This window comes from Peribacillus sp. TH16 (genome assembly GCF_016651095.1).
GTDB classification, from domain to species: Bacteria; Bacillota; Bacilli; order Bacillales; family DSM-1321; genus Peribacillus; species Peribacillus butanolivorans.
In genome coordinates, this window is record NZ_JAEKEM010000011.1 from 236157 (window position 1) to 261248 (window position 25092).

Below are 25092 nucleotides of genomic sequence, written 5' to 3' on the forward strand. Positions count from 1 at the left end.
TAAGAGTTTACTCTTTTTTATTTCTAAAAGAGGCCTCTTCTGTCTGATGACGGAAGAGGCCTCTTTTGTTTATTCAGAATGTATATGGTTATTTGGAGAATTGGTGTAATTATTCGTAAGTTTTGCGCACTAATCGTGAATTATAAGCAATTACTCGTGAGTTTGACAGATTAACTCGTGAGTTTCGCGCAATTACTCGTGAGTTTCACACATTTACTCGTGAATTGTGAGCAATTACTCGTGAGTTTCGAAAATTTAACCCTATCATTATGAAACTTTGCAAAGCTCTTCTCTGGATAATGAATTCGTACAAATAAACAGCGTGGGGGGAGACAGAATGATTGAATTTCAAAATGTTAAAAAGGTATATAAAACAAAGAAACAGACTGTTGAAGCTTTGAAAGGAATTAATTTGACAGTTGAAAAAGGCGATATTTTTGGTGTTGTCGGTTATAGTGGAGCCGGAAAAAGTACGTTGATTCGGTTAGTCAATCTACTCGAACACCCTTCAGATGGACAGGTTATTGTTGGGGGGAAGGATTTAACCAAATTGAACCCGAAGGAATTACGGGCAGAAAAGAAAAAAATTGGCATGATTTTTCAACATTTTAACTTACTTAACTCAAAGACAGTTTTTGATAATATTGCCATGCCGCTAGTTTTATCGGGAACCCCTAGTAAAGAAATCAAAGAGCGGGTAGGCGAGTTGTTAGAGTTCGTTGGCTTATCAAGTAAAGCAAGGAGTTATCCGGAACAATTGTCTGGCGGTCAAAAGCAACGAATAGGGATTGCTAGAGCGTTGGCTACCAACCCATCGATTCTTTTGTGTGATGAAGCGACGTCAGCATTGGATCCACAAACAACTAGTGCTGTACTGCAGCTCTTAAAAAAAATTAATAAAGAATACAATATTACCATTTTGCTAATCACTCATGAAATGTCTGTAATTAGGGAAATTTGCAATAAGGTTGCGGTCATGGAAGGCGGACGCGTGGTTGAACAAGGTTCGGTTTTCGAAGTTTTTGCGAAGCCCCAAACAGGTATCGCAAAAAACTTTGTACGAACTGTTATTCACGACGAGATCCCACAAAGTTTCCTGAAAAATACCGGATCATATATTCCGATTATTTGGAAAATTAACTTTATTGGTACTACATCAGGCAATCCTTTACTTTCAACCATCTCGAAAAAATATGATGTTCATTTAAGTGTTTTATCAGCTAATATTTCTGAAATTCAAGAAACACCTTTTGGAAATTTAATTATTGAAGTGACAGGGAACAAAAAAGAGGTGGACAAGGCTTATCAATATATTAAAGATGAGGGGATTCTCGTCCAGGAGGTGCAGATAAATGGGTAATACGCTTTGGGGAATGGAAATAACGGCAGACCAGCTGTCGACAGCTTTCGGTGACACACTTTATATGGTAGCCATCTCATTGATATTTTCCGGGCTGATTGGACTTCCGCTAGGAATCTTACTTGTCATTACAAGAAAGGGTCACATCCTGGAGAATAAATGGATCTTTAATGTATTGAACCCGGTCATCAATATATTGCGGTCGGTTCCTTTCATCATCTTGCTTGTAGCACTTATTCCGTTTACCAGAATGATTGTCGGCAGTGCGATCGGAACGAATGCGGCCATTGTTCCGCTAATCTTTTACGCGGCTCCTTATATTGCCCGGCTTGTGGAGAACTCCCTGTTGGAAGTGGACAAAGGGATCATCGAGGCAGCTCAGGCGATGGGGGCGACGACATGGCAAATCATTTATCGCTTTTTGATTCCCGAGGGACTTAGTTCGTTGATCCTTACATTTACAACAGCGACAATTGGCCTTGTTGGATCTACGGCCATGGCAGGTGCTGTCGGTGCAGGTGGGGTAGGAGATTTAGCCTTAGCTTACGGTTATCAAAGGTTCGATACGATGACGATGGTCGTCACAGTAGCGGCGCTCGTGATCATCGTTCAATTATTGCAATCCACCGGGAATTTTGTTTCAAGAAAAATCAGAAGAAGATAAAAATAACAGGAGGTAGGAGAAATGAAGAAAATCTTATTAACGATCATGGTATTGGCATTGGCCATTGTGGCTGCAGCATGCGGGAACGAAGAGGGTGCATCAGGCGGTTCGGATGATGTGAAAACAGTGAAAGTCGGTGTCAGCAGCGGGGATACGAGAACATGGGAATACATTGTTGACTTAGCGAAAAAGGATGGGCTGAATATCGAACTTGTTACTTTTAATGATTATATCCAACCGAACCTTGCGTTAAGTGAAGGAGAAATTGATGCGAATTCATTCCAAACAGTTGCCTACTTCGATGAATTTGTTAACGATCAAAATTTGAAATTAGAGGCCATCGGATCAACTGTTATTGCACCTATGGGCCTTTATTCGAAAAAACACAAAGATCTCAAAGATCTTCCAGATGGCGCTACGATAGCCGTTCCGAATGAAGCAACAAACTTTGGCCGTGCATTACTCCTTCTTCAAGAAGCTGGATTGATTACATTGAAAGAGGAATTCAATGGATCGGGATCATTGGAAATCATTAAGGAAAATCCGAAAAAATTGAAAATCAAACCTGTTGCTGCCGGCAATACGCCGCGTCTATTGGATGATGCCGATGCTTCAGCCATTAATAATAACTTTGCCGTTGAAGCAGGCCTTACTTTAAAAGAGGCATTATTCCATGAAAGTAAAACGGCGAAACCATATATTAATATCATTGCGGTTAAAAAGGGAAATGCCGACCGTCCTGAGCTACAAAAATTAGTGGAGCTTTATCAATCGAAAGAAGTGGAAGCGTTCATTGAAAAAACGTTTAAAGGAAACACCATTCCTGCATATGTTTCTGTAGACGAATTAGTGAATTACCAAGATGCTTGGACAAAACCAGCCAATGAAAAATGATGAATAGAACAAAGTGAAGGAATGCCGGATGGATTCAAGGTGCCTGTCCGGCTTTTTAAACCAAAAGGGGAGTTAAGAATATGGCGAGAGAATTATTGCAGAAGCAGCATCAGCAGATCATTGAAGATCACATCGACCTTCATTCCGAATTATATATTGAAACGAGTCAAGCCATCCATGCAAACCCCGAAATTGGGAATCAAGAGTTCTTTGCTTCGAAAACGTTGACCAAATTACTTCAAGATGCAGGATTTGAAGTAACCCGTGATATAGCTGGGCATGAAACTGGCTTCATCGCCAAAAAGGCCTCCTCAAAGAAAGGCCCCAAAATTGCCTTTTTAGCTGAGTATGATGCATTGCCAGGTCTAGGACATGCTTGCGGCCATAATATCATTGGCACTACGAGTGTCGCAGCAGGAATTTCACTATCTCAAGTACTAGAGGAAACAGGCGGAGAGGTGATTGTTTTCGGAACACCTGCTGAAGAGGGAGGGCCAAATGGAAGTGCAAAAGGCAGCTTTGCGAAGCACGGTTTGTTTGATGAGGTAGATGCAGCCATCATTATCCATCCAGCTGGTCAAACTGGTGTAACAAGTCCATTTTTGGCTGTAGATCCACTTGATTTTCATTTTTACGGAAAATCAGCACATGCAGCTGCTGCGCCTGAGCAAGGTGTAAATGCTCTTGACGGGGTTATTCAGCTATTTAATGGCATTAGTGCTTTACGTCAGCAACTCCCATCTGAGGTCAAAATCCACGGAATAATAACCAATGGTGGAGAAGCACCTAACATCATTCCTGAATATGCTTCTGCCCGATTTTACATTAGAGCAACAACATGGAAGCTATGCCAGGATGTATCGCGTAAAATACGTGATGTTGCTGAAGGGGCTGCACTTGCCACAGGAAGCACAGTTAAAGTCGAACGTTTCCAAAATGAAGTGCTTGATTTTGTCATAAATCCAGTTCTTGATGAACTGTTAAAGGAAGAACTGACTCAATTAGGAGAAACGGTAGCTCCTAGAAAAGATAGTGGTTTTGGTTCGACTGATGCGGGGAACGTAAGCCATATAGTTCCGACAGCCCATCCATATATAAAAATTGGACCAGATGATTTGATTGCCCATACAAATGAATTCCGCGACTGTGCTAAATCTCAAGAAGGAGACAAAGCCATCCTCACTGGTGCAAAATCTCTTGCTCTTACTGGCTACCGGTTGATTTCGGATAAAGATCTGTTGGATAAGGTTAAAACAGCTTTTCATGAAGCGAAGCAAAAGGAAATATAAATAAATCGGATAGCAATGGTAGTTGGTCTTCTCCAAATCTATAAAATAAGAAGTGCATTAGCTTAGACAAAACGATATATATAGGTCAGATAAAGAAAAACAGAAGCCCCTTGGCTTCTGTTTTTGTTATTTCTAGCTTTTTGAGAAGCTTCCAGTAAATCGTCAAATGTGGAATCAGTCGTAGCTACCAATGCCTCAAATCACCTTCTTACCTTTTTTCACTTTTATTCCTCTCCCTAAAATGTATCAGCGTAGTTTATATGCGAAATGTCGGTGATACCCTAATTCAATGGTATAAAAAAAATCCCTATCTATTTAAATGGGGATTCTTTTTTCATTTAAATGGAGCATCCCACTAAAAGGGTCAGAACCCTTATAAAGTTATTTAAGGAAAGTAAAAGAAGGTTTTTATCCGAAATGTTTCCATGATTATTAAAGGGTAATTACTGTTTTATTTCAATTTCAATAAAACATCTCTAAACATTCAGATTTATTTTATTATGACTATATAGGATTTATCATTAAAGGAGAGGTATATGAAAAAGTTTTTCTTTATCTTCATTTTGGCTTTAATCCCCTTCGCCTCTACGACTGTAAGTGCAGAATCAGACTTACCTCTCATTAGTGAAGCTGGGATCATTATTGATGCGAAAAGTGGGAAAGTGTTATACGAAAAAAACACAAATAAAAAAATGTATCCAGCCAGTCTAACGAAAGTTGCTACTGCTATATATGCTATTGAGCACGGGGATAAGAATGAACTAGTGACTGTTAGCAAAAAAGCGGCTGAGGCAGACGGCTCTTCGGTATTTATTGAACCTGGGGAGAAAATAGAGCTTTCCAAATTAATTGCAGGAATGCTCATCAACTCCGGAAATGATGCAGCTATCGCAATTGCCGAGCATATGTCTGGTAGTGAAAAACTGTTCATGGAGGATTTGAATGAGTTTTTAAGGAAAGAAGTAAACGTCACCGATACTCATTTTACGAACCCCCATGGATTGTTTGACAAAAACCATGTAACTACAGCCAGTGACCTTGCGAAAATTACCCAATATGCAATGAAAAATGAAATTTTCCGTGAATATTTTGGGAAGAAGGATTTACCATGGGAAGTGGAAACATGGGACACAACTCTAGTTACCCATCATAAAATTTTAAAAGGCGAACTCCCCTATAAGGGAATAACCGGTGGGAAAACAGGTTTTGTTAGTAAATCTGGCTACACCCTGATTTCTACTGCTACAAGAGGAGAACAGGACTTGATTGCGGTCACTCTTAAAGCTCCTTCAGACAAGGATGCCTACTCTGATACTGAGCTTCTATTCAGCTATGGCTTTGAAAACTTTAAATCAGCCAAAATTGATAAAAAAAGCATACTTTATTCAGCGGATCACTCTAAATCCTACACGCTGAACGAAGACTTATACTATACCCATCTAATTAGTGATGAACCTAGTCTAAAAACCAGTAATGATGGAATTCTCTCAATCATGAACCAAGAAGGGAGCACCATAGAATCCTTTGATCTTAAAACGGTCGCAGATGTTAGGAACACAGAAGTGCCGGCCTCGTTTAAAAAAGAAACAATCAATGAGGAAGCTAATAAATTTTCTGTCCCATCTCTAGGATGGGGAGGCTGTGTCATTCTTATCATTCTGATAACGGTTTTTCTAAAGAAAAGAAAAAAACGAAGTGATTTTAGAACTCGTTACTAAAGAAAAACCGACTGGCAACCAGAGGCGTTGTTGCCTTATACTTTTCCCTAAAATCAGCCACTAAGGGTGGCTTTAATTTAATAAATAGAACGAAGGAGCACACATATTATACATGACTAATATGTATACTCCTTTATTTTTAAAGGCTTTTTATGATTTAGGTATTGATAATTCCAGGACAGGGTTTTTCTTTTAGGGGTATATAGTTATGTTGATACTAATACATTGTTACTTCTTACGAATACTAGAGGACGACATCTTTAGGATATCGCCCTCTACATACACTACGATTTATATTGAACAAAATACTTCCTCTTTTTATTTATAATCAGTTGTCACTTATTTTAAAGCTAATGAATTTCTGCTCCATCATTTCTTCCATCGCATATTTGACGCCTTCTCTGCCAACACCGCTGTCCTTCCAGCCACCATATGGCATATTATCAATCCGATAGGTCGGGATATCATTAATGACGACTCCTCCCGTTTCCAAGCGTTCCGCCGCATAAAAAGCACGTTCTATGCTCGGTGTCATCACTCCTGAATTCAATCCGTAACGTGAATCATTTGCATCCTTGATAGCATCATCCAGCGTATCGAATGGAAATATACAGACAATCGGACCGAATACTTCGAAACGAAATACCTTTGAGTCACGATTTACATCTGTTAAGACGGTAGGTAAGAGAACATTGCCTTCCACTGTACCGCCACACTCAATTTTTGCTCCTTCCTGTACTGCCTCGTCGATCCAACTTTGTAACCGCTCCAACGATTTTTTCGAAATGACCGCAGTAATATTAGTGCTTTCCTCGAGAGGGGATCCAATGACAAGCCGTTTTGTCCTACTGACGAATCGCTCCAAAAATTGTTGGTACAGTGAACTGTGGACATAAATTCTTTGAATCGAGATACACACCTGCCCATTATTTGTAAAAGAGCCCATCACACTTCGTTCTATGACTTTATCGATGTCGACTCCTTCATCAATAATGAACGGCGAATTGGATCCGAGTTCAAGGGTAAGCTTACGAAAGCCTGCTTGCTGCTGGATAAGGTGTCCGACTTCCACACTGCCAGTAAAAGTCACTTTTTTTACATGAGGGTGGGTTGTCAAAGCTTCACTTAAGACATCCCCTTTGCCCGGAATGATGTTCAATACTCCTTCTGGAAGGCCTGCTTCTTTAAAAATTTCTGCAAGCACGAGTGAACTAAGAGGCGTTTGTTCGGCAGGTTTTAATACAATTGAATTTCCAGCCGCAATAGCTGGACCAACTTTATGGGCGACAAGATTAAATGGAAAGTTAAATGGGGTAATTGCCGTTACGACGCCAATCGGGGTACGAATTGTGAAGCCAAAACGGTTTACTCCACCCTGTGCCGCATCCATCGGAATTTGTTCTCCATAATTGTTCTTAGCCGCTTCTGCAGAAAAACGGTAGGTCTGAACTGTACGATTGATTTCCTCACGAGCATTTCGAATTGTTTTCGCAGCCTCTAGAGAAACGATTTTCGCAAGTTCTTCACTACGTTCTTCCATGATCGCAGCAGCTTTTACTAAAATTTCGGCTCGTGCGTGTGCCGGGTAGGATCGGTATTTCTGAAAAGCGGAATTTGCCTCAACAATTGCTTCAATGGCATCCGCTGGTTCAGCCTGTCCGATTTGTGCAATTTCTTCATTTGAATGGGGATTATATAACGGCTCATACGATTTAGCCTCACGCCATTTGCCACCGATCCACAATTGCCACTTTTGCTTCATCTGACATTCCTCCAATAATACATGGTTTTATAATTTACAAATATAATCACCCAGTGTTTTCGAAAGCTCTACATTTTCCGAGTAATCGACATCTACATCTATCAAGACAATCTCCTTACTCGCAACAGCTTCTTCTAATGTGTGAAGCAATTCATCGGAATGGGTTACTTTAACCCCTTTAACACCAAAACTTTTAGCGAATTCTAAAAAGTCTGGGTCTGTAAATTCAATCGCATTCGTACGATCAAACTTATTCAATTGCTTCCACTCGATTAGTCCGAATTTTGAATCATGAAAAATGACAATCACGAAGGCAAGACCCAGACGTTTAGCAGTTGCCAATTCAACACCATTCATCAGAAATCCACCATCACCTGTGACCGCAATGACAGGTTTATCAGGTTTTGCCAGTTTGGCCGCAATGGCACCGGGAACCGCAATACCCATTGATGCAAAGCCATTAGAAATGATGGTGTGATTAGGTTTTTCCGGCTGATACATCCGGGCAATCCATAATTTATGGGCACCCACATCCGAAATGACAATGGCTTCCCCTTTTTCCGCCTTTTTCAAATCGGCGATAATTCGCTGAGGGATGATAGGGCTTCCTGATACTTCATCTGAAGAATGAAGCTTTTCAATAATCTGAGACCTTAACCTTTTCACTTCTGGCCAAAGCTCTTTTTCTTCAACTTCAGTAGTCAAGGCTTCAAGTGACTCTGTAACATTACCGACCAATTCAGCTTGAAGAGGGTAATAAGCATCAATCTCAGCTGGTCTGGCATCAATATGAATAATCGGATTCATCGCCTCATCGTTCCAATATTTTGGCAAGTACTCGACGAAATCATAGCCAACGGTGATAATGAGATCGGCCAAATCAAACCCGCATAGAACATAATCCCTTGCTTGCATCCCTACTGTATAAAGGGTCAATGGATGGTCGGAAGGTAAAACCCCTTTGGCCATGAACGAATTCACAACTGGAATTTGCTTCGCTTCTGCAAATTTCCGCAAGGCCTCTGTAGCTCCATCACGGATCACGCCATTGCCAGCTAGAATAATCGGCTTTTTAGCGCGATTGATTAATTCTACGGCTTTTTTGATTTCTGCTTCGGCAGGGCGGGATCTTGGCATTGGTGTAACTGGTAGTGGTTCACCTTCTGTATCCATCATTGCCACATCTTCAGGGAGCTCGATATGAACAGCTCCTGGCTTTTCAATGACAGCTGTCTTAAATGCTTTACGGATAATTTCCGGAATCGTATGTGGCACCTTAATTTGTTGATTCCATTTCGTTACTTCCTCAAAAACTCCAATAATGTCCACATATTGATGCGACTCCTTATGAATGCGATCAAGGCCCGCCTGACCTGTGATGGCGACAACAGGTGAATAATCCAGATAAGCATTGCCTATCCCGGTTAATAAATTGGTTGCACCCGGTCCCAATGTGCCCAAACAAACACCTGGCTTTCCAGTTAGCCGACCATAGATGTCTGCCATAAAAGCAGCTGCTTGTTCATGATGAACTAAGATAAATTTAATATCAGAGCCTATTAGAGAATCAACTAAATCCGTATTTTCCTCACCAGGTATTCCAAAAATATACTTAACTCCTTCATTCTCTAAACATCGTACAAACAAATCTGATGCCTTCAAACTATTCCCTCCTCAACCAATTCAATTTCTTTCCTTATATGTTGGCACTGCTTATGAAATATTATGTACCTGAGTGTTTTAAAAACCATTTCGTCTATTTATGAATGCTTTGACAAATTCAGAAGCATCACGCCATACTACGGAATTACTCAGTACTAGGAAGATTAGTATTTTTCAGCAAAAATCGGTCCAGAAATGCGGCACTATTCTTTTAATGGTGATAATGAAGGGAAGCTGTTTTAAAGGAATTACTACAAAAATATCGTAAATGCTCAAAGTATATGTGAGAAGTAGTTACGCGTGGTTTTATTGATGAAGAAGCCCTTTTTATTGGAATGATAGGTCGCCAAAATTTGCCGAAGAAGAAAAAATACGATAGATAAACAAAGCTGATAACCAAAAGATATATCTTATTGAAGGATCCGCTTTTTTCGCAGTGCGAGGAAAATGGGGGGATGAGGAATCGTCTGCTTCCATATTGCATGTAGAAGCGTACTAAAAATATCGCTTCAGGTAAGCTGTTCACCCCTGGCAGGTTTGTGATTGCTTTTCGATGGGAGCTGATCTCGTAAATATTGCGCGTGGATTCATTAAATCCGTTAGAAAATAGGTGTAAGTTAGTAAACAGTGAAATTAAATCATAATTTTTTTTCGCTGGAGAAAACTAAACGAGCAAGAATAGAAAGGGGAGAATAAGTATGAGTCGTGGTAAAAATTTTAATCACAAAGAAAAAGGACATCCTGGAAACTTACCTAATAATAGAATAAGCGAAGAGAAGGAACACAGTCGACAGTATGAACAGATTGAAGATATTGTTACACATGAAGCTTTTAAAAATCGGGAAAAAGAGGACGAGATGCCTTAATTTACTCAGCAAATTAATCGGGTGGAATACAATGGTTAGATATTTGTGGAATAATCGCTAATTAGATTGATAAAACAAGGCTTGTGTCCCATCAAAATATTTAGACATTTAAATATTTCCCGTTCGTAAAAGTACAACTTTTTTGAACGGGTATTTTTGTTTAAAATAGGTAGATTTTACGTTCGTTAAAGTTGAGATACACTTTTGTATGCCTGTAGTTTTGTAAACATAGTGGCATCGCTCAGAACCTGCTTTTCTCCTAAAAAATCTTGATCTATTCTTATTCAAACGTTCCTTTTATTAGCGGAACCTGCTTTTCTACCATCACTTGTCCTCTTGCCATTACTGTGTCGATTGTCAATGTTTCCTTTTGCAAAAATACGATATCGGCATCCTTGCCGATTTGGATGCTGCCCTTGCTCGAAAGCTTTAGCACTTGTGCGGGGTTCGTGGTGATGACCTTCAGAGCCGTTTCCAGCGGGATGCCTTCCTCTAAAACAGAATCACGCACTTCGTAATATAGCGACGATACTTTTCCTACTTGTAGGCCTGCATACTCCCCATGGCTGTTAAAGAAGGGAAGGCTTGCTTGCCCGTCTGAAGAGAAGGTGATGTGTCCGACGGGAACCCCTTCTTCAAGCATCATGCGCAAGCCCATACTGCACTTCACTTCGCCTTCCTCCAAAAACTGAGGAATGGTACTTGTGGTAAAGTCTACATATCCGCCTCGCTTCGCGTAATCAATTCCCGCCCTGAATAATTCTTCATTTCGATTGATATGTGTCGGATGGAGCTGCCGAATCGGAATGTCGGTTTTATCTGCAATTTCATGCAGCAAGGAAAGCTTTCCATCTCCGTCCCCTACATGAACTTCTAATATCCCAGCTTTTCCTGACAGGATACCGCCATTGCGTGCCGCAGCGGCGACTTTAGTCAGTTCCTCAAATGTGGGTTCTGATGATCTATGGTCGGAGATTGCAATCTCTCCAACACCGATAATTTTATCGATTAAAATAATATCGTCTTCGATTTTTCCCGTCAATGTTTTTACTGGCACTTGATAGGAGCCTGTATGAATAAAGCAGGAAATCCCCTCTTCTTCAAGCGCCCGCGCCTTGGCAAGAAGGCTTTCCATTCTACGGGTAGTTCCGTCCGTACCAAGTAAGCCGACCAGCGTTGTAATACCTGAAGTAGTAATATCAGTGAGCATCAGCTCGGGGGTGCGGGTTTTGAATCCGCCCTCGCCCCCTCCACCGATAATATGAACATGTGAATCTATAAAACCCGGAACAACCAAAAGATTAGTCGCATCAATGATTTGAATAGGGGCAAAGTTGTCAGGAATCTCGATTCTGTCATCTATAAATGCGATTTTATCGTTTGTAATCAATATGTCTTTCCGTCCTAAGTAATTGGGTGAGTATATCTCACCATTTTTAATTAAAGTAAGCAATTCGTTTCTCCTCCTGTAAATACTGTTTCTTTCTTGTAAATACTGCTATCAGAATGGACCATACCCGATGAAGTGGGCTATGATAACAGCTATTAATCCGATGAGATATTGAATGAGCACAAGCGGCAAAATCCACTTCGCCCACTTTGTCCAAGGAATGCCTGCGATTGCTAAGCCCGCCATTAAGGTGGTAGCGGTCGGGAAAATCATATTTCCGATTCCGTCCGCAAAAGAGAAAGACAACACTGCAGTTTGGCGTGTAATATCCAATAAGTCTGCGAGCGGCACCATAATTGGCATTGTCAGCATCGCATGACCGGTGCCGGACGCTAGTATAAAATGAATTAGAGTTTGGAAGCTGTACATGCCGGCAACGCTTAAAAAGGCCGGGATATGCTGGATAGATTCAGCTACTTGATGCAACATAGGGTCGACGATATGGCCCTCATTCAATACGACAAGAATGGCACGTGATACGCCGATTATCAAAGCGCCGCCGAGCAAGGCAGCAGATCCATTAGTAAAGGAGTTGACAATGTGATCTGCAGACAGTTTTCCGATGATTCCAATTACGATTGTCAATACAATGAATAAGGCAGCGATTTCTGTCATGTACCATTGGAACTTGATGACTCCAAACGCCAAGACGATATAGTTAATTAAAAAAGCTACTAAGATGAGCTTATGTCTCGCTGTTAACTTCGCACTTGATTGCAGCAGGTTTTTCGCTTCTTCTTTTGTATATTTTCCGTAGATTCCTATAGAAGGATTTGTCTTTACTTTCATTGCGTAACGATAGATATAAAGAACGGAAACCAGATAGACAATAACAAATAAAATAAGGCGGAACCCTATGCCTGAGAACATCGGCAATTCTGCGATTCCTTGGGCAAGTCCAACTGTGAATGGATTCATGACGGCAGTCGTAAATCCTGACATTACCCCTACTATGACAATGGCGGTTCCTGTAATTGTATCGAATCCCAGAGCCAACGCCAGGGGAATGATAAGTGGAAGGTAAGCCAGTGTTTCTTCTGCCATCCCCATTAAGGAGCCGCCTACAGCGAAAAACAGCATCACGACAGGAATCAATAGCTTTTCACGCGTCGCCAACTTCCGAGCCATTGTCCCGATAAGCACATCAACCGTACCTGTTGCTCTTAAAACACCGAAAAACCCTCCGATAATCAATAAGAAAAAGATAATATTTCCGGCTTCTACCATTCCTGTGTGAATGGCTTTTATCATATCGAACAATCCGACCGGTGCAGATTCTATCCATTTAAAAGAATTGGCGTCTACAGTTGCTCGTCCATCCGCTTCAATCCTTGCATATTCCCCAGCCGGCAAAATGTAAGTGAATAGAGTTGCTATTGCGAGAATGCAGAGCAGTAATACAAAAACATTGATTTTTCTCTCTTTTTTTCCCGCTGTTCCAAGCGAAACAATCTTTTCTTGTGGTTGGCTCATACGTGTCTCTCCTTTGTCTTTAAAATAAATGCATGGAACTAAAACGCTTACAAAATAATTCCGGCCTAGAGACTATCAATTTTTTTTCTCGTATTCTGCTGTTTTCCTCCTTTTCAAATCCATAGGCACTTCACTGATTTATATATGCAAAATCTGTGCCAATATTGGTAGATTGATTTTTATGAAAACTTTAGGGTTGGATTATAGTTTAAGGTCATTATTGGTTCTTTTTGGTGATATAATAGAACCAATTTAAAGACAGGTAGGTGTTTTTATGTCAAAATCCTCACTTACTCTTATAGCGGGAAGTGCAAAAACAAAGCAAGCCTTGCAGGAACAGCTGGAACAATTGCTTGGCGATTATGTTCATGTTAAAAGCCATGCTACCGATGAGGGAATGCCACAGTCACTGGAAGATAGAATTATCTTGTATTCATCAGATACCGCTTATGATAATTCAAATGCTATGTATAGCGTAAATGCCGAGAAAATAATTGTGGGAAAGAGAACAGTTAATCATGAATACATTGACAAACTATTAAGAATACCTGATGGTTCAGCAGTTTTGGTGGTGAATGATGATGATGATGCCACTATAAGTCTTATTGAATCCTTATATCAGCTTGGTGTCGATCATGTTCAATTTATCCCATTTCGGAAGGGGATATTGTTTTATGAGGATGTCCAAATTGCCGTTTCACCAGGGGAAACACATCTGTGCCCCTCTTACATAAAAGAAGTAATCGATATAGGCGTTCGTCTTTTTGATATAACAACAATTCTGGAAGTTGTAGAATGCTGCGGTTTGAACAAGGATATATCCTCTAAGATTTCAGAAAGGTATATTAGCAATATCATTGAATTACAACGTAAGCTGTTATTTGCGGAGCGGGATGCCAAGCAGATGAGCGAGCACATCCAAAATGTGTTGGGAACTGTCGATGATGGAATATTGGTCGTCAATGAGGAAGGACGGATTACGGTATTCAATAATCGGCTTGCAGCATTGTTTCATGTGGATGCACAAGATGTGGTTAATAAGTATTTAGAGCATGTAATGAATCGCCGGGATATTACCGATTTCATCATGGACGGTAGGGATGAAAGCAAGTTCTTCGACATAAACGGCGTGGACGTCGTAATTTTTCGGTTGCAAATGATGAAAGAAAATACAATTGTCGTAACCTTCAAGAGTGTACATCAAGCCTTTGAAATAGAAAAGACAGCACAAAGAGAAATGCGAAATAAAGGATTTTATACGAAATACTGCTTTGATGATATTATCGGTGAGGATGATGTAATGAAAGATCGTAAGCAGATTGCTAAGAAGCTTGCCTTGTCAGAGCATCCGATTTTGATTCAGGGTGAGACAGGAACAGGAAAAGAACTGTTTGCTCATGCTATTCATGAACATTCATTGCGAAAAAACGGGCCATTTCTGGCTGTGAACTGTAGCGCATTAACAGAAACTTTACTTGAAAGCGAATTGTTCGGCTACGAAGAGGGAACATTTACAGGAGCGCAAAGGGGAGGCAAGAAAGGTTTATTTGAATTGGCGGATAACGGGACCATCTTTTTGGATGAAATTGGCGACATAAGTCTCACAGTTCAATCACATCTGCTGCGCGTTCTGCAGGAGGGGGAAATCCGCAGAATTGGCGGCAGAAGAATCATACCCATTAATGTTCGAGTGATTACTGCAACGAATAAAGATCTTCAAGGAAAGATGCGTGACGGTTCATTCAGAACAGACTTGTTTTACCGGCTGAATGTACTCAATCTCTACATTCCGTCACTCAATGAGAGAAGAGCGGATATTCCGCTTTTGATAAAGCATCTCATCACAAAGAGTGGGAAGTGGGTAAAGGTAGAGCAAGACGTACTGGAGTATTTCATGCAATATAATTGGCCCGGCAACATAAGGGAACTGAAAAGCACAATTGATTACATGCTGACGGTTTGTGAGGGAAATGTTGTGACGAAAAGTGACCTTCCGTTCATGCACGGACAAGCGGGAGACAGTGTGACGTCCGAATATTCCGCATGTGAAAGTATGCTGGAAATGCAGGAGCGTGCTTTCATCTTGGAAGTAATCAAGCAATACAATGAAAAAGGAAGAACGGCGAGCAGAGAGCTAATATCAAGTCAAAGCAAAGAATCGGACTTTGTCTTGTCCCCTCAGCAGGTCCGTCGCCGCTTGGATATTTTAGAAGGCGAAGGATTTGTGGTCAAAGGTAGAGGACGGGCCGGCACGAAGATAACTGCTGCCGGAATAGAGTATTTATATTTTCTTAAGTCGAAGTGTTCAGTGTAGTGCTAAAGAAAAATGATTCCTGCATGTTGCTTTTGGATGAAAATGAGATAAACATCCATTAATTGATTGAGTTGGATATAACGATAGGCAGTGCAAATGAGATAGACATGAATCATAATTTAAAGGGACTGAGGCGTTTTGCTAAGAGAAAGCTGGCGTCAGTTGCCCTATACGATTTATGGCTGATGAGTTTAAGTCAGCGCAAGTATTAGGGGAATTCTCGTTGCAAGTAAAGGTCCGTCCTTTTGCTAGGGGAGAGTAAAAATCAGATGCTTCGGGGTTTCCTTTCCATAATATCAACACAATATAGTCAGGATGGAATTCTAAGACATTGGAAACTCAATTTTTTGATTCCATAAGTCTTATTTTGAAAAATTTGATATCTAAGAAATGTTGTAGAACGTGTCATTGCTTGATCAAAAAACGAGTACGATCCATGTTAGGATTGAAACCCTTTCGAGGGAAAACCTAAAAAAATAGCTTGGGGGACATCTCCAATATGTATTAATTATTTATATATCTCCTTCTTCTAGTTTTTTGTTTAAAACCATATAATCATTCTTGTTAAAGGATATCGTTACTCTATCTAGTCTATCTCCATTTGGATATAAAAATAATTGTTGATTGAATTTTATACCTAAAGGTACGACTGTTTGATAAATAAGATTTAAAATTTTAAAACATTCTAAATCTACTCCTTCTTTCAAATGATTTTTAACATGAATAATTACTACATCTTCAATATTTTCAAATCTAGGTTTTCGGGGAGAAATATTTTGAGCTTTACAAAGTCTTTTTAATAGATTTTGATAATAATCATGATTTTGTTTCAAATAAACCACCTCACATTTCATTTTATGTTATATAATTATATAAGAAAAATACATAATATAGAAATATAGGTTAATTTTGTGAAAAAATATTATTTTATCAACACTTTGCATCCTTTTTTCTTTAGTTTTAGTTACTCCAACATTTGCAAGTGAAACATAAAACAACTTTTTCAACTTCGTGATTTCCTTTCCCAATTAAAATAGATATTTCACAAAAGCAAAAAAACTTCGCAAAAAAGAAATACGATGATTTCTTCATGCCAAGTTCCATTCTATACACTAATAACTAAATTGGATTCTTGTTTTATTTACTTGAGTATTCTAAAGTAACTCAAATATCTAGTAATTGAAAATTTCAAAATAATAATTCAAAAATCTTCAGATGAATTATACTTTTTTTCGGCCCGTATTTGTTCTATTCTTTCGGAAACAATTCTGAACATAAGATGCAGTGATACTCTTTTTTCTAATTCCAATTTAGGTATTTATAAATGTAAATCAGTCATTAAAGGCTGTGTTATCTGAAACTTCAGAATCGACTAGATTATATCTATTGAATAAATAGTTGTCAACATCGTTATGTATGCGCTCACATGAGTATGGTCATATACAGATTGACAACTTATGTATCCTAAAGTATATACTTATTGAGTCTTAGGGAAAATAAAGGGGAGGGACATCTATGAATAATCAAGTTAGCCAGATCAATAATTTTTCTATGGGGAAATTAACTTCTTTATTGGTTCTCATGCATAATACTGAAATGGTAAAAGAAATTGAACAAGAACTTATATCTAGAGGGTGTCAGTATACAGTTGGAAAAGTTGGTGCCATGGATTTATCTAAAGTAGTTTCCGCGATTGAGACGAGTGCTAAAACAAACAATGTAATAAATTCTAATTCGTATAGAGAGGTTCATGCTCTTTATCATGCAATATTAGAGGCGATGCAAGGAGTAAGCAGAGGAACCCTACAATTAGGCGATATTTTGCGTACTGTTGGTTTAACATTTTCAATTGTTAGAGGAAATATTGACTTTTCTGGATACAATGGAGAATGGATTAGTGTATTTGTATATGGAACTATAGGTGCTCCAAAAAAAGGATTCGAACATGATGCATTAGGATTTGGATTTAATCATATATAAAAAAACGACCCAAATTATTTAAGTTTCAAATAATTTTTAATATTTTTAGAAAAACAATTGACAAAACATTCAGATAAGGCGATACTCTTATTAGGTGCCATACTAGTTATACTTTAAGTCGTACACCTTAAAGTATATAGTCATTTAGGTTTTATAGTTATTTAGGATTGATTTCAATGTTTAAACTTATAGTTAAAGCCCATAGTTAATAGATTATAGGGGGCTATATCAAAAGAGGAATACATTTCTCTTTTGATATAGCCCCCTTTTTATTTTCAAAAAGTAAGGTGATTTTATTATATAAAGGAGTGATGATAATGTTTATTCAAATAGACGGGAATTCATTAACGTATGATCAAATTCATCAAGTTATTCATGAGGGTTATTCCGTTAAAATTAGTAGTGATGCTCTAGAAAATATAAAGAAAAGCAGAAATATAGTTGAGGAAAGTATTATCAACAACAAAGTAATCTATGGTGTTAACACAGGATTTGGGAAATTTAGTGATACGGTAATTTCAAAGGATGATTTAGCTGACTTACAAATCAATTTAATTCGAAGTCATGCTTGTGCCCTTGGGGAGCCATTTTCTTTGGAGGTAAGCAAAGTTATGCTGCTTCTCAGAGCGAATGCATTAGCAAAAGGATTTTCAGGCATTCGTCTGGAAACTCTGCAGTTACTAATTGATTGTTTAAATCACAATATTGCTCCTGTTATTCCAAGTCAAGGGTCATTAGGAGCAAGTGGTGATTTGGCTCCTTTATCACATCTAGCATTACTATTAGTTGGAGAAGGCGAAGCTATTTACAATGGTGAAAAAATGCCAGGGGGAGAAGCACTAAAGCAAGCAGGTCTTGAACCGATAAAATTACAAGCAAAAGAAGGCCTAGCTTTAATAAATGGAACTCAAGCTATGACAGCTGTGGGTGTAGTTGCATATATGGAAGCTCAAGAGCTTGCTGATCTTGCAGATGGTATAGCTGCATTAACATTAGAAGGCCTTCAAGGAATTGTTGACGCTTTCACTCCAGAATCTCATTCAGTAAGACCTTATCCAGAACAGCAAAAAGTAGCTGGAAGAATTCTTTCTTATCTTGAAGGTAGTCAATTAACAACCACTCAGGGACAAATTCGAGTACAAGACGCTTATTCATTACGATGCATACCACAAGTACATGGTGCTGTTCAACAAGTTTTAAATTATGTAAAAGAGAAACTAACCATTGAAATAAACTCGGCAACGGATAATCCATTAATATTCTCAGATAGTGGAAAGGTTATCTCTGGAGGCAACTTCCATGGCCAACCGATTGCTTTCGCAATGGACTTTCTTGGTATAGCAATGTCAGAAATAGCAAGTATTTCTGAAAGACGAATTGAACGATTGGTAAACCCTCAACTAAATGATTTACCAGCATTTTTAAGTCCAGATCCTGGTCTTCAATCAGGTTTAATGATTACCCAATATGCTGCTGCATCATTAGTTTCAGAGAATAAAACATTAGCTCATCCTTCTAGTGTAGATTCTATTCCATCCTCAGCTAACCAAGAGGACCATGTGAGCATGGGGACAACGGCTGCACGTCATGCTTACCAAATTATTCAGAATAGTCGTAAAGTCCTTGCTATAGAAGCCATTTGTGCTGCTCAAGCTGCAGATTTTAGAGGCTCAAATAAGTTAGCACCTGAGACAAAAAGAGTTTATTCAAAAATAAGAGAAGCTGTTCCAACTATTACACAAGATCGTATCTTCTCACTTGATATTGAAAGATTAGCTAAGTTACTAAAAGAGGACGTACGGGAAGTTAATTATCAATTGATGCATTAATAAAATTACATGGATATTTTTTTTTATAGGGTTTCTCAAAGGGTAATTATGACACCTAAACATAAAATTTATAAAAAATGATGCTTTTTATGAATTGTGTCTCAGTATAGTTTTTTCTAAGAAATTATTAGTTTCTATAAATTCAAAGAATCTAGTTTCAGATATTTTCATGTTAATAGGGGAGGAAATATAAATGAAAACTGAACAAAGAGTAATTAGAGCACCTCGTGGAAAAGAACTAAACACTAAAGGGTGGGTGCAAGAAGCTGTTCTTCGTATGTTAATGAACAATTTAGATCCAGAAGTAGCAGAACATCCAGAAAAGCTAGTTGTATACGGAGGAATCGGAAAGGCTGCACGTAACTGGGAAGCATTTGATCGTATCGTGTCAACTTTAAAAGACTTAGAAGAAAATGAAACTTTATTAGTGCAATCAGGAAAACCTGTTGCTGTTTTCAAAACCCATAAAGATGCACCACGTGTCCTGTTAGCTAATTCAAATATTGTGCCAGCATTTGCTAATTGGGATAAATTCCATGAACTTGATAAAAAAGGATTAATGATGTACGGCCAAATGACGGCAGGAAGTTGGATCTACATTGGAAGTCAAGGAATTGTACAAGGTACGTATGAAACGTTTGCTGAATGTGCGAATCAACATTTTAATGGCGATCTAGCAGGTACTATTACCGTAACAGCAGGGTTGGGAGGCATGGGAGGAGCTCAGCCTCTAGCAGTTACGATGGCAGGCGGCGTAGTGATTGGCATTGATGTCGATCGATCACGCATCGAAAAACGGATTGAAACTCGTTATTGTGACGTCGTGTTAGAAAACTTAGATGAAGCGATTGCGTTAGCTGAAGAAGCAAAGGATGCAGGTAGACCTCTTTCGATTGGTTTAGTAGGGAATGCGGCCGAAGTTCTTCCAGAAATGCTTAAACGTAACTTTATCCCAGACATTGTGACAGATCAAACTTCTGCACATGATCCGCTAAACGGTTATTTACCAGTAGGGTTTACTTTAGAGCAAGGGGAAATTTTACGTAACAACAATTCAGAAGAGTATGTAAAAAAATCAAAAGCAAGTATGGCTCAACACGTGCAAGCCATTTTAGATATGCAAAAAAGAGGTTCAATCGCTTTCGATTACGGCAATAATATTCGTCAAGTAGCGCTTGATGAAGGAGTGAAGGATGCGTTCGATTTTCCAGGATTTGTGCCAGCCTATATCCGTCCTCAATTTTGTGAAGGAAAAGGACCTTTCCGATGGGTTGCCTTATCAGGAGATCCAGAAGATATTTACAAAACAGATGAAGTGATTCTACGCGAATTCTCATATAATACGCATCTTTGTAACTGGATCAAAATGGCTAGAGAAAAAATTGAGTTCCAAGGATTACCAGCACGTATTTGTTGGTTAGGTTATGGAGAACGAGCAAGATTCGGGAAAATTATTAATGACATGGTTGCATCTGGAGAGCTTTCAGCACCTATCGTCATTGGAAGAGACCATTTAGATGCCGGTTCTGTTGCTTCACCAAATCGTGAAACAGAAGCAATGAAAGACGGAAGTGATGCTGTATCAGATTGGCCTATTTTAAATGCATTAGTGAATACAGCAGCAGGAGCAAGTTGGGTATCTGTTCACCACGGTGGTGGTGTGGGTATGGGTTATTCTCTTCACGCTGGTATGGTAGTTGTAGCAGATGGAACGGAAGATGCTGCACAACGTCTGGAACGTGTCTTAACAACAGACCCTGGTATGGGTGTTGTTCGTCATGTTGACGCAGGCTATGATTTAGCGATTCAAACTGCAAAAGAAAAGGGTATGAACATTCCATCATTAGATTAAGAGGAGTGAAAGCATCGTGAAATCAATTACGTATATTAAACGTGCATCGCAAGTGGTGACGGTTAAGGGTGGCAGTAAGGAACCTAAGCGTGGCCAAGCCATGTCAGACATCGGTATCATTGAAAACGGAAGCGTTATTATAGAGGGTGGAACGATTACATTTGTTGGGTCAGATGTCGAAGCTGAACAATATATTTCAACTATAGATGGAAAAGTATCAACGATTGACGCCTCGGGGAAAGTCCTAACCCCGGGGTTGATCGATCCCCATACACATCTTGTATTTGCCGGAAGCCGTGAAAAAGAACTAGAAATGCGGTTAAACGGAGCGAAGTATATTGATATTTTAAAAGCCGGTGGAGGTATCCTTCAGACCACAACAAGTACAAGAGAAGCATCCGAAGAACAATTAATTGAAGAATCGTTGAAACGGTTGAATCGTTTTTTACAATATGGTGTTACGACTGTTGAATCTAAAAGTGGGTATGGATTGACACTTGAAGATGAATTGAAACAGCTTCGAGCAACGAAAAGGCTGAACGAGCAGCATCCAATTGACCTTGTTTCTACTTTTATGGGAGCTCATGCTATTCCGGTTGATTATAAGGAAAACCCAGATGAGTTTGTGCGTCTTGTGATCGAAGAAATGATTCCAAAGGTTGCCGAAGAAAACCTAGCTGAGTTTTGTGATGTTTTTTGTGAAGAAGGAGTCTTTACGATAGAGCAGTCTGAGCGAATTCTTGAGGCAGGAAAGAACTTCGGATTAAAGCCTAAAATACACGCTGATGAAATTGTCCAATTTGGTGGGGCTGAACTTGCAGCAAAGGTGGGAGCTGTTTCAGCAGATCACTTATTACAAGCTTCTACTGAAGGAATTAAGCAAATGGCTGAAAGTGGAGTGATTGCTGTCTTATTACCAGGAACTGCTTTCTTTCTTATGGAAAAGCCTGCAGATGCAAGAAAAATGATCGAATCCGGTGTACCTGTTGCTCTTTCGACAGATCGCAATCCAGGATCATCTCCTACTGAGTCATTACCATTTGTCATGAACTTAGCATGTTTGACGATGAAAATGACACCAGCAGAAGTTTTAACGGCTTGTACGATTAATGCAGCTCATGCAATTGGAAGAGCTGATCAAATCGGAAGTATCGAAGTAGGAAAAAAGGCAGATCTTGTTTTATTTGATGCACCAAATTACCAAACGTTACAGTATAACTATGCAGTAAATCTAGTTGATACTGTTCTTAAAAGTGGAAAAGTGATCGTAGAAGGTGGAATTCTGCAAAACGTGCCCGTATCCACAACATAATTGCCCTTCTTTTCATTGACTGCGCTTGCCATTAGTTAGAACCGTATCATATTGAATAGGATACGGTTTTAACTTATTTATCTGTTTTAGCTTTAGGGCTTTATTCGTTTAAATAACTTATTGTACTAGGCGGATCACAAGGGCGTGAAACAGCTACCGCTAAAGGAGTCACTATTTGTATTGAAGAAGCAGCCAAGAGAAAAGGGATTGAGTTAAAAGGTGCACGTGTTACAAATGTATTCAATGCTATTAATATAGAAGTATCTGTTTCTTCATAAAAAGTAAAAACGAACTTCTAAAAGTGTAAGTTCGTTTTTTTTTGCCTGAGCGCTCTTTAGCTTCAAAACTCTTGCTTCATCTTCCATATTACACGCACAGAAATAACTACTTCACTTCATTGTTATTGATTCGTTTTTTATTTTCGGCCTTGAGTCTAACTTAGCCGACTCTTCTTTATGACTAGACGAAGGAGTGTAGGCAAGTAGTTGTTCTGGAGACACATAGGCGGATGAAGTCCATTGTGCACCCCTAAAGACCCTCTCAATACCCACTAGATTTATTTAACAGTGACCGCAAAGCGTCCCCATCGCTTGTGGGACAATTTCATTTTTTTAAAAAAGTTTGCAGGAAATTACTTTTGACGTTTCGGTAATGGCTTGAACCGTTGATAGATAAGGGTTTACAGAGGGTAGGTGGCCCTTTTATATGGGGCACCATTCTAACATGCATACGCTAGTTTTCCGCCCCACGTCATTTGAATTTCTATTCATTCTTTGTTAAGGTAATTAAGTACTTCAGGGGTTATATGTTTAGTCAAGTGCAAAGACTAAAGAAAACTCTAAGTGAAAAACCATTTATATTTCAGTTGGTATATGCTGTGTCTGCTAGTTTCCTCAGTTATAATTGTACCTCTTTTCCCTACTTGAAATGCTCAATTTATTAGACACATATTGAATTACTTATGGGAATATAAATTTTTTTCCTATGCGCTTTATGTTAAGTGAAAGCGTCACTTCCTCCTTTGTTTAGGTTATGAAGTACTTCAGGGGTTAGATGTTTAGTCCATTGATTGGATCAAAGAAAACTCTAAGTGAAAATCATTTATATTTCAGTTGGTATATGCTGTGCCTGCTAGTTTCCCCAGATGTGATTACACCTCTTTTCCCTACTTAAAATGCTCAATTAATCACACATATATGTTTCAAGCAATATACTTATGGGAATTATAAATTATTTTTTCGCACTTTGTGTCTAGTGCAAGCTGGCGATCATTAAACTGAGTCAAGTCCGCTTTTTTTTAAGAAAACTGATACGGGACAGAGAAAAATATAGGACGTATCGTTTATAGCCATTTTCATTTATTTCAAGGTACTTATGTTTTTATATTGATTACTCGCATAAAACGGGGGAATTCAGCAAAACTGAATATCATATGGGCAAATATTAGAATGAGGTGACTCGATGAAGCCGTATGTAGAAGTCAGAAATGTCTCGAAAATATTTGGCAAATCTCCAAAAGCAGCGACAGATTTATTGATGCAGGGTAAAACAAAGAAAGAAATATTGAAAGAAACAGGACAAACAGTCGGTGTTAATAATGTCAATTTTGAAATTTACCCTGGTGAAATTTTTGTCATTATGGGGCTGTCCGGAAGTGGGAAGTCAACTTTAATCCGCATGTTTAATCGTTTGATTGATCCAACAATTGGAGAAATCTTAATTGGGAATGAAGATATCGTGAAGATGAACGCTGCCCGATTAAGAGAAGTCAGGCAAAAGAAAATAAGCATGGTCTTCCAGAACTTTGCTTTATTTCCGCATAAAACGATATTGGAAAACGCTGAGTTTGGGCTCGAAATTCAAAAAGTAGATCCAACAAAACGTCAAGAAAAAGCGATGAAGGCTCTTGAAGCCGTTGGATTAAAAGGCTACGAAAATCAGCTTCCATCACAGCTTAGTGGCGGAATGCAACAAAGGGTTGGGTTAGCTCGGGCACTCGCAAGCGATACTGATATTCTATTGATGGATGAAGCCTTCAGTGCTCTTGATCCATTAATACGTAAAGATATGCAGGATGAATTGCTGGAAATCCAAGATCAGTACAAAAAAACGATCATTTTCATTACCCATGATCTTGATGAAGCATTAAGAATTGGAGATAGAATTGCTCTAATGAAAGATGGAAGTGTGATTCAATTGGGAACACCTGAACAAATCATGATGAATCCAGCCAATGAATTTGTCGAGAAGTTCGTTGAAGATGTTGATCTATCTAAGGTACTTACAGCCTCTCATGTGATGATACGGCCGGAGAAGATCGCAGTAGACAGAGGTCCGAGGGTTGCGCTGGAAATTATGCGTAAACAAGGGTATTCCAGCATTTTTGTTGTGGATAGAAAGAAGAAGTTATTGGGGGCCGTGACTGCTGAACAGGCTCGTCAGGCAATGAGCAATAACCAATCGATTTCTGAAGTAATGACAACTGATATCCCAACTGTTAAAGAGGATGAATTGCTTGGAAACCTTATGGATGTGATGGCAACTTCAAGTCTGCCAATATCAGTCATTGATGATGAGAATAGAATTAAAGGAATTCTTCTTCGTGGGGCCGTAATTGGCGCTTTAGCAGGTAATAAAGATTCCTTGAATGAAATGGAGAGTGAATAA

The 25092-nt window shown here is 39.1% G+C and carries 17 protein-coding genes and 1 pseudogene; 13 read left to right on the forward strand and 5 right to left on the reverse strand.

Annotation, left to right across the window (positions count from 1 at the left end; all coding sequences use genetic code 11):
• The first annotated feature begins 337 nt into the window (after window positions 1–337).
• The 5 genes from JFV29_RS29775 to JFV29_RS29795 all read left to right on the forward strand — a co-directional run bounded on the left by JFV29_RS29775 (window position 338) and on the right by JFV29_RS29795 (window position 5925).
• The gene (locus tag JFV29_RS29775) at window positions 338–1360 is read left to right on the forward strand and encodes a methionine ABC transporter ATP-binding protein (RefSeq protein ID WP_201188370.1); all 1023 of its coding nucleotides are present in this window, start codon (window positions 338–340) and stop codon (window positions 1358–1360) included.
• 13 nt (window positions 1361–1373) lie between these two features.
• The gene (locus JFV29_RS29780) at window positions 1374–2024 is read left to right on the forward strand and encodes a methionine ABC transporter permease (protein ID WP_098175930.1); all 651 of its coding nucleotides are present in this window, start codon (window positions 1374–1376) and stop codon (window positions 2022–2024) included.
• Window positions 2025–2045: 21 nt separating this feature from the next.
• A complete protein-coding gene (locus JFV29_RS29785; protein ID WP_201188371.1) occupies window positions 2046–2918 on the forward strand; it encodes a MetQ/NlpA family ABC transporter substrate-binding protein in 873 nt (290 codons plus the stop codon).
• An 80-nt stretch (window positions 2919–2998) separates the two neighbouring features.
• The gene (locus tag JFV29_RS29790; RefSeq protein WP_201188373.1) at window positions 2999–4207 is read left to right on the forward strand and encodes a M20 family metallopeptidase; all 1209 of its coding nucleotides are present in this window, start codon (window positions 2999–3001) and stop codon (window positions 4205–4207) included.
• A 536-nt stretch (window positions 4208–4743) separates the two neighbouring features.
• Window positions 4744–5925: a D-alanyl-D-alanine carboxypeptidase family protein gene (locus JFV29_RS29795; RefSeq protein WP_201188375.1), complete on the forward strand. Its 1182-nt coding sequence runs from the start codon at window positions 4744–4746 to the stop codon at window positions 5923–5925.
• Between the two features lie 328 nt (window positions 5926–6253).
• Here JFV29_RS29795 and JFV29_RS29800 read toward each other — a convergent pair whose 3' ends face one another.
• Together JFV29_RS29800 and JFV29_RS29805 are read right to left on the reverse strand one after the other, a co-directional pair.
• The gene (locus tag JFV29_RS29800; RefSeq protein WP_201188377.1) at window positions 6254–7687 is read right to left on the reverse strand and encodes an aldehyde dehydrogenase family protein; all 1434 of its coding nucleotides are present in this window, start codon (window positions 7685–7687) and stop codon (window positions 6254–6256) included.
• Between the two features lie 27 nt (window positions 7688–7714).
• Window positions 7715–9349, reverse strand: coding sequence for an acetolactate synthase large subunit (locus JFV29_RS29805; RefSeq protein WP_201188379.1), 1635 nt, complete (start codon window positions 9347–9349; stop codon window positions 7715–7717).
• Between the two features lie 698 nt (window positions 9350–10047).
• Here JFV29_RS29805 and JFV29_RS29810 point away from each other — a divergent pair.
• Window positions 10048–10215 carry a hypothetical protein gene (locus JFV29_RS29810; RefSeq protein ID WP_162878727.1) on the forward strand — a complete coding sequence of 56 codons (168 nt, stop codon included), beginning with the start codon at window positions 10048–10050 and terminating at the stop codon, window positions 10213–10215.
• A 280-nt stretch (window positions 10216–10495) separates the two neighbouring features.
• Here the strand turns inward: JFV29_RS29810 and iadA are convergent, their stop codons facing one another.
• Both iadA and JFV29_RS29820 read right to left on the reverse strand, forming a co-directional pair.
• A complete protein-coding gene (iadA, locus tag JFV29_RS29815; RefSeq protein WP_201188381.1) occupies window positions 10496–11668 on the reverse strand; it encodes a beta-aspartyl-peptidase in 1173 nt (390 codons plus the stop codon).
• A gap of 48 nt (window positions 11669–11716) precedes the next feature.
• Window positions 11717–13138, reverse strand: a complete 1422-nt coding sequence (locus JFV29_RS29820; protein ID WP_201188383.1) for a YfcC family protein — start codon at window positions 13136–13138, stop codon at window positions 11717–11719.
• 274 nt (window positions 13139–13412) lie between these two features.
• Between JFV29_RS29820 and JFV29_RS29825 the strand changes: the two genes are divergently transcribed.
• Window positions 13413–15452, forward strand: coding sequence for a sigma 54-interacting transcriptional regulator (locus tag JFV29_RS29825; RefSeq protein ID WP_201188385.1), 2040 nt, complete (start codon window positions 13413–13415; stop codon window positions 15450–15452).
• A 512-nt stretch (window positions 15453–15964) separates the two neighbouring features.
• Here JFV29_RS29825 and JFV29_RS29830 read toward each other — a convergent pair.
• Window positions 15965–16285, reverse strand: a complete 321-nt coding sequence (locus JFV29_RS29830) for a hypothetical protein (protein ID WP_201188387.1) — start codon at window positions 16283–16285, stop codon at window positions 15965–15967.
• A 682-nt stretch (window positions 16286–16967) separates the two neighbouring features.
• Here JFV29_RS29830 and hutP point away from each other — a divergent pair.
• From hutP to JFV29_RS29860, 6 genes and pseudogenes are all read left to right on the forward strand, one after another.
• Window positions 16968–17432, forward strand: a complete 465-nt coding sequence (hutP, locus tag JFV29_RS29835; RefSeq protein WP_053348919.1) for a hut operon transcriptional regulator HutP — start codon at window positions 16968–16970, stop codon at window positions 17430–17432.
• A gap of 317 nt (window positions 17433–17749) precedes the next feature.
• The gene (hutH, locus tag JFV29_RS29840; protein WP_201188389.1) at window positions 17750–19261 is read left to right on the forward strand and encodes a histidine ammonia-lyase; all 1512 of its coding nucleotides are present in this window, start codon (window positions 17750–17752) and stop codon (window positions 19259–19261) included.
• A 193-nt stretch (window positions 19262–19454) separates the two neighbouring features.
• Complete coding sequence (hutU, locus tag JFV29_RS29845; protein WP_201188391.1) at window positions 19455–21113, forward strand: urocanate hydratase; 1659 nt, start codon at window positions 19455–19457, stop codon at window positions 21111–21113.
• 13 nt (window positions 21114–21126) lie between these two features.
• Window positions 21127–22425 carry an imidazolonepropionase gene (gene hutI / locus JFV29_RS29850; RefSeq protein ID WP_201188432.1) on the forward strand — a complete coding sequence of 433 codons (1299 nt, stop codon included), beginning with the start codon at window positions 21127–21129 and terminating at the stop codon, window positions 22423–22425.
• Window positions 22426–22544: 119 nt separating this feature from the next.
• Window positions 22545–22655 (forward strand): annotated as a pseudogene (locus tag JFV29_RS31510) (hypothetical protein); the annotation flags it as partial.
• A gap of 1231 nt (window positions 22656–23886) precedes the next feature.
• Window positions 23887–25092: a quaternary amine ABC transporter ATP-binding protein gene (locus tag JFV29_RS29860; protein WP_201188395.1), complete on the forward strand. Its 1206-nt coding sequence runs from the start codon at window positions 23887–23889 to the stop codon at window positions 25090–25092.

Excerpts from the sequence above, each read along its gene's own strand:
- JFV29_RS29775 (WP_201188370.1), top strand. The coding sequence starts at position 338 with ATGATTGAATTTCAAAATGTTAAAAAGGTATATAAAACAAAGAAACAG.
- JFV29_RS29780 (WP_098175930.1), top strand. The coding sequence starts at position 1,374 with ATGGAAATAACGGCAGACCAGCTGTCGACAGCTTTCGGTGACACACTT.
- JFV29_RS29785 (WP_201188371.1), top strand. The coding sequence starts at position 2,046 with ATGAAGAAAATCTTATTAACGATCATGGTATTGGCATTGGCCATTGTG.
- JFV29_RS29790 (WP_201188373.1), top strand. The coding sequence starts at position 2,999 with ATGGCGAGAGAATTATTGCAGAAGCAGCATCAGCAGATCATTGAAGAT.
- JFV29_RS29795 (WP_201188375.1), top strand. The coding sequence starts at position 4,744 with ATGAAAAAGTTTTTCTTTATCTTCATTTTGGCTTTAATCCCCTTCGCC.
- JFV29_RS29800 (WP_201188377.1), bottom strand. The coding sequence starts at position 7,687 with ATGAAGCAAAAGTGGCAATTGTGGATCGGTGGCAAATGGCGTGAGGCT.
- JFV29_RS29810 (WP_162878727.1), top strand. The coding sequence starts at position 10,048 with ATGAGTCGTGGTAAAAATTTTAATCACAAAGAAAAAGGACATCCTGGA.
- JFV29_RS29820 (WP_201188383.1), bottom strand. The coding sequence starts at position 13,138 with ATGAGCCAACCACAAGAAAAGATTGTTTCGCTTGGAACAGCGGGAAAA.
- JFV29_RS29825 (WP_201188385.1), top strand. The coding sequence starts at position 13,413 with ATGTCAAAATCCTCACTTACTCTTATAGCGGGAAGTGCAAAAACAAAG.
- hutP (WP_053348919.1), top strand. The coding sequence starts at position 16,968 with ATGAATAATCAAGTTAGCCAGATCAATAATTTTTCTATGGGGAAATTA.
- hutH (WP_201188389.1), top strand. The coding sequence starts at position 17,750 with ATGTTTATTCAAATAGACGGGAATTCATTAACGTATGATCAAATTCAT.
- hutU (WP_201188391.1), top strand. The coding sequence starts at position 19,455 with ATGAAAACTGAACAAAGAGTAATTAGAGCACCTCGTGGAAAAGAACTA.
- JFV29_RS29860 (WP_201188395.1), top strand. The coding sequence starts at position 23,887 with ATGAAGCCGTATGTAGAAGTCAGAAATGTCTCGAAAATATTTGGCAAA.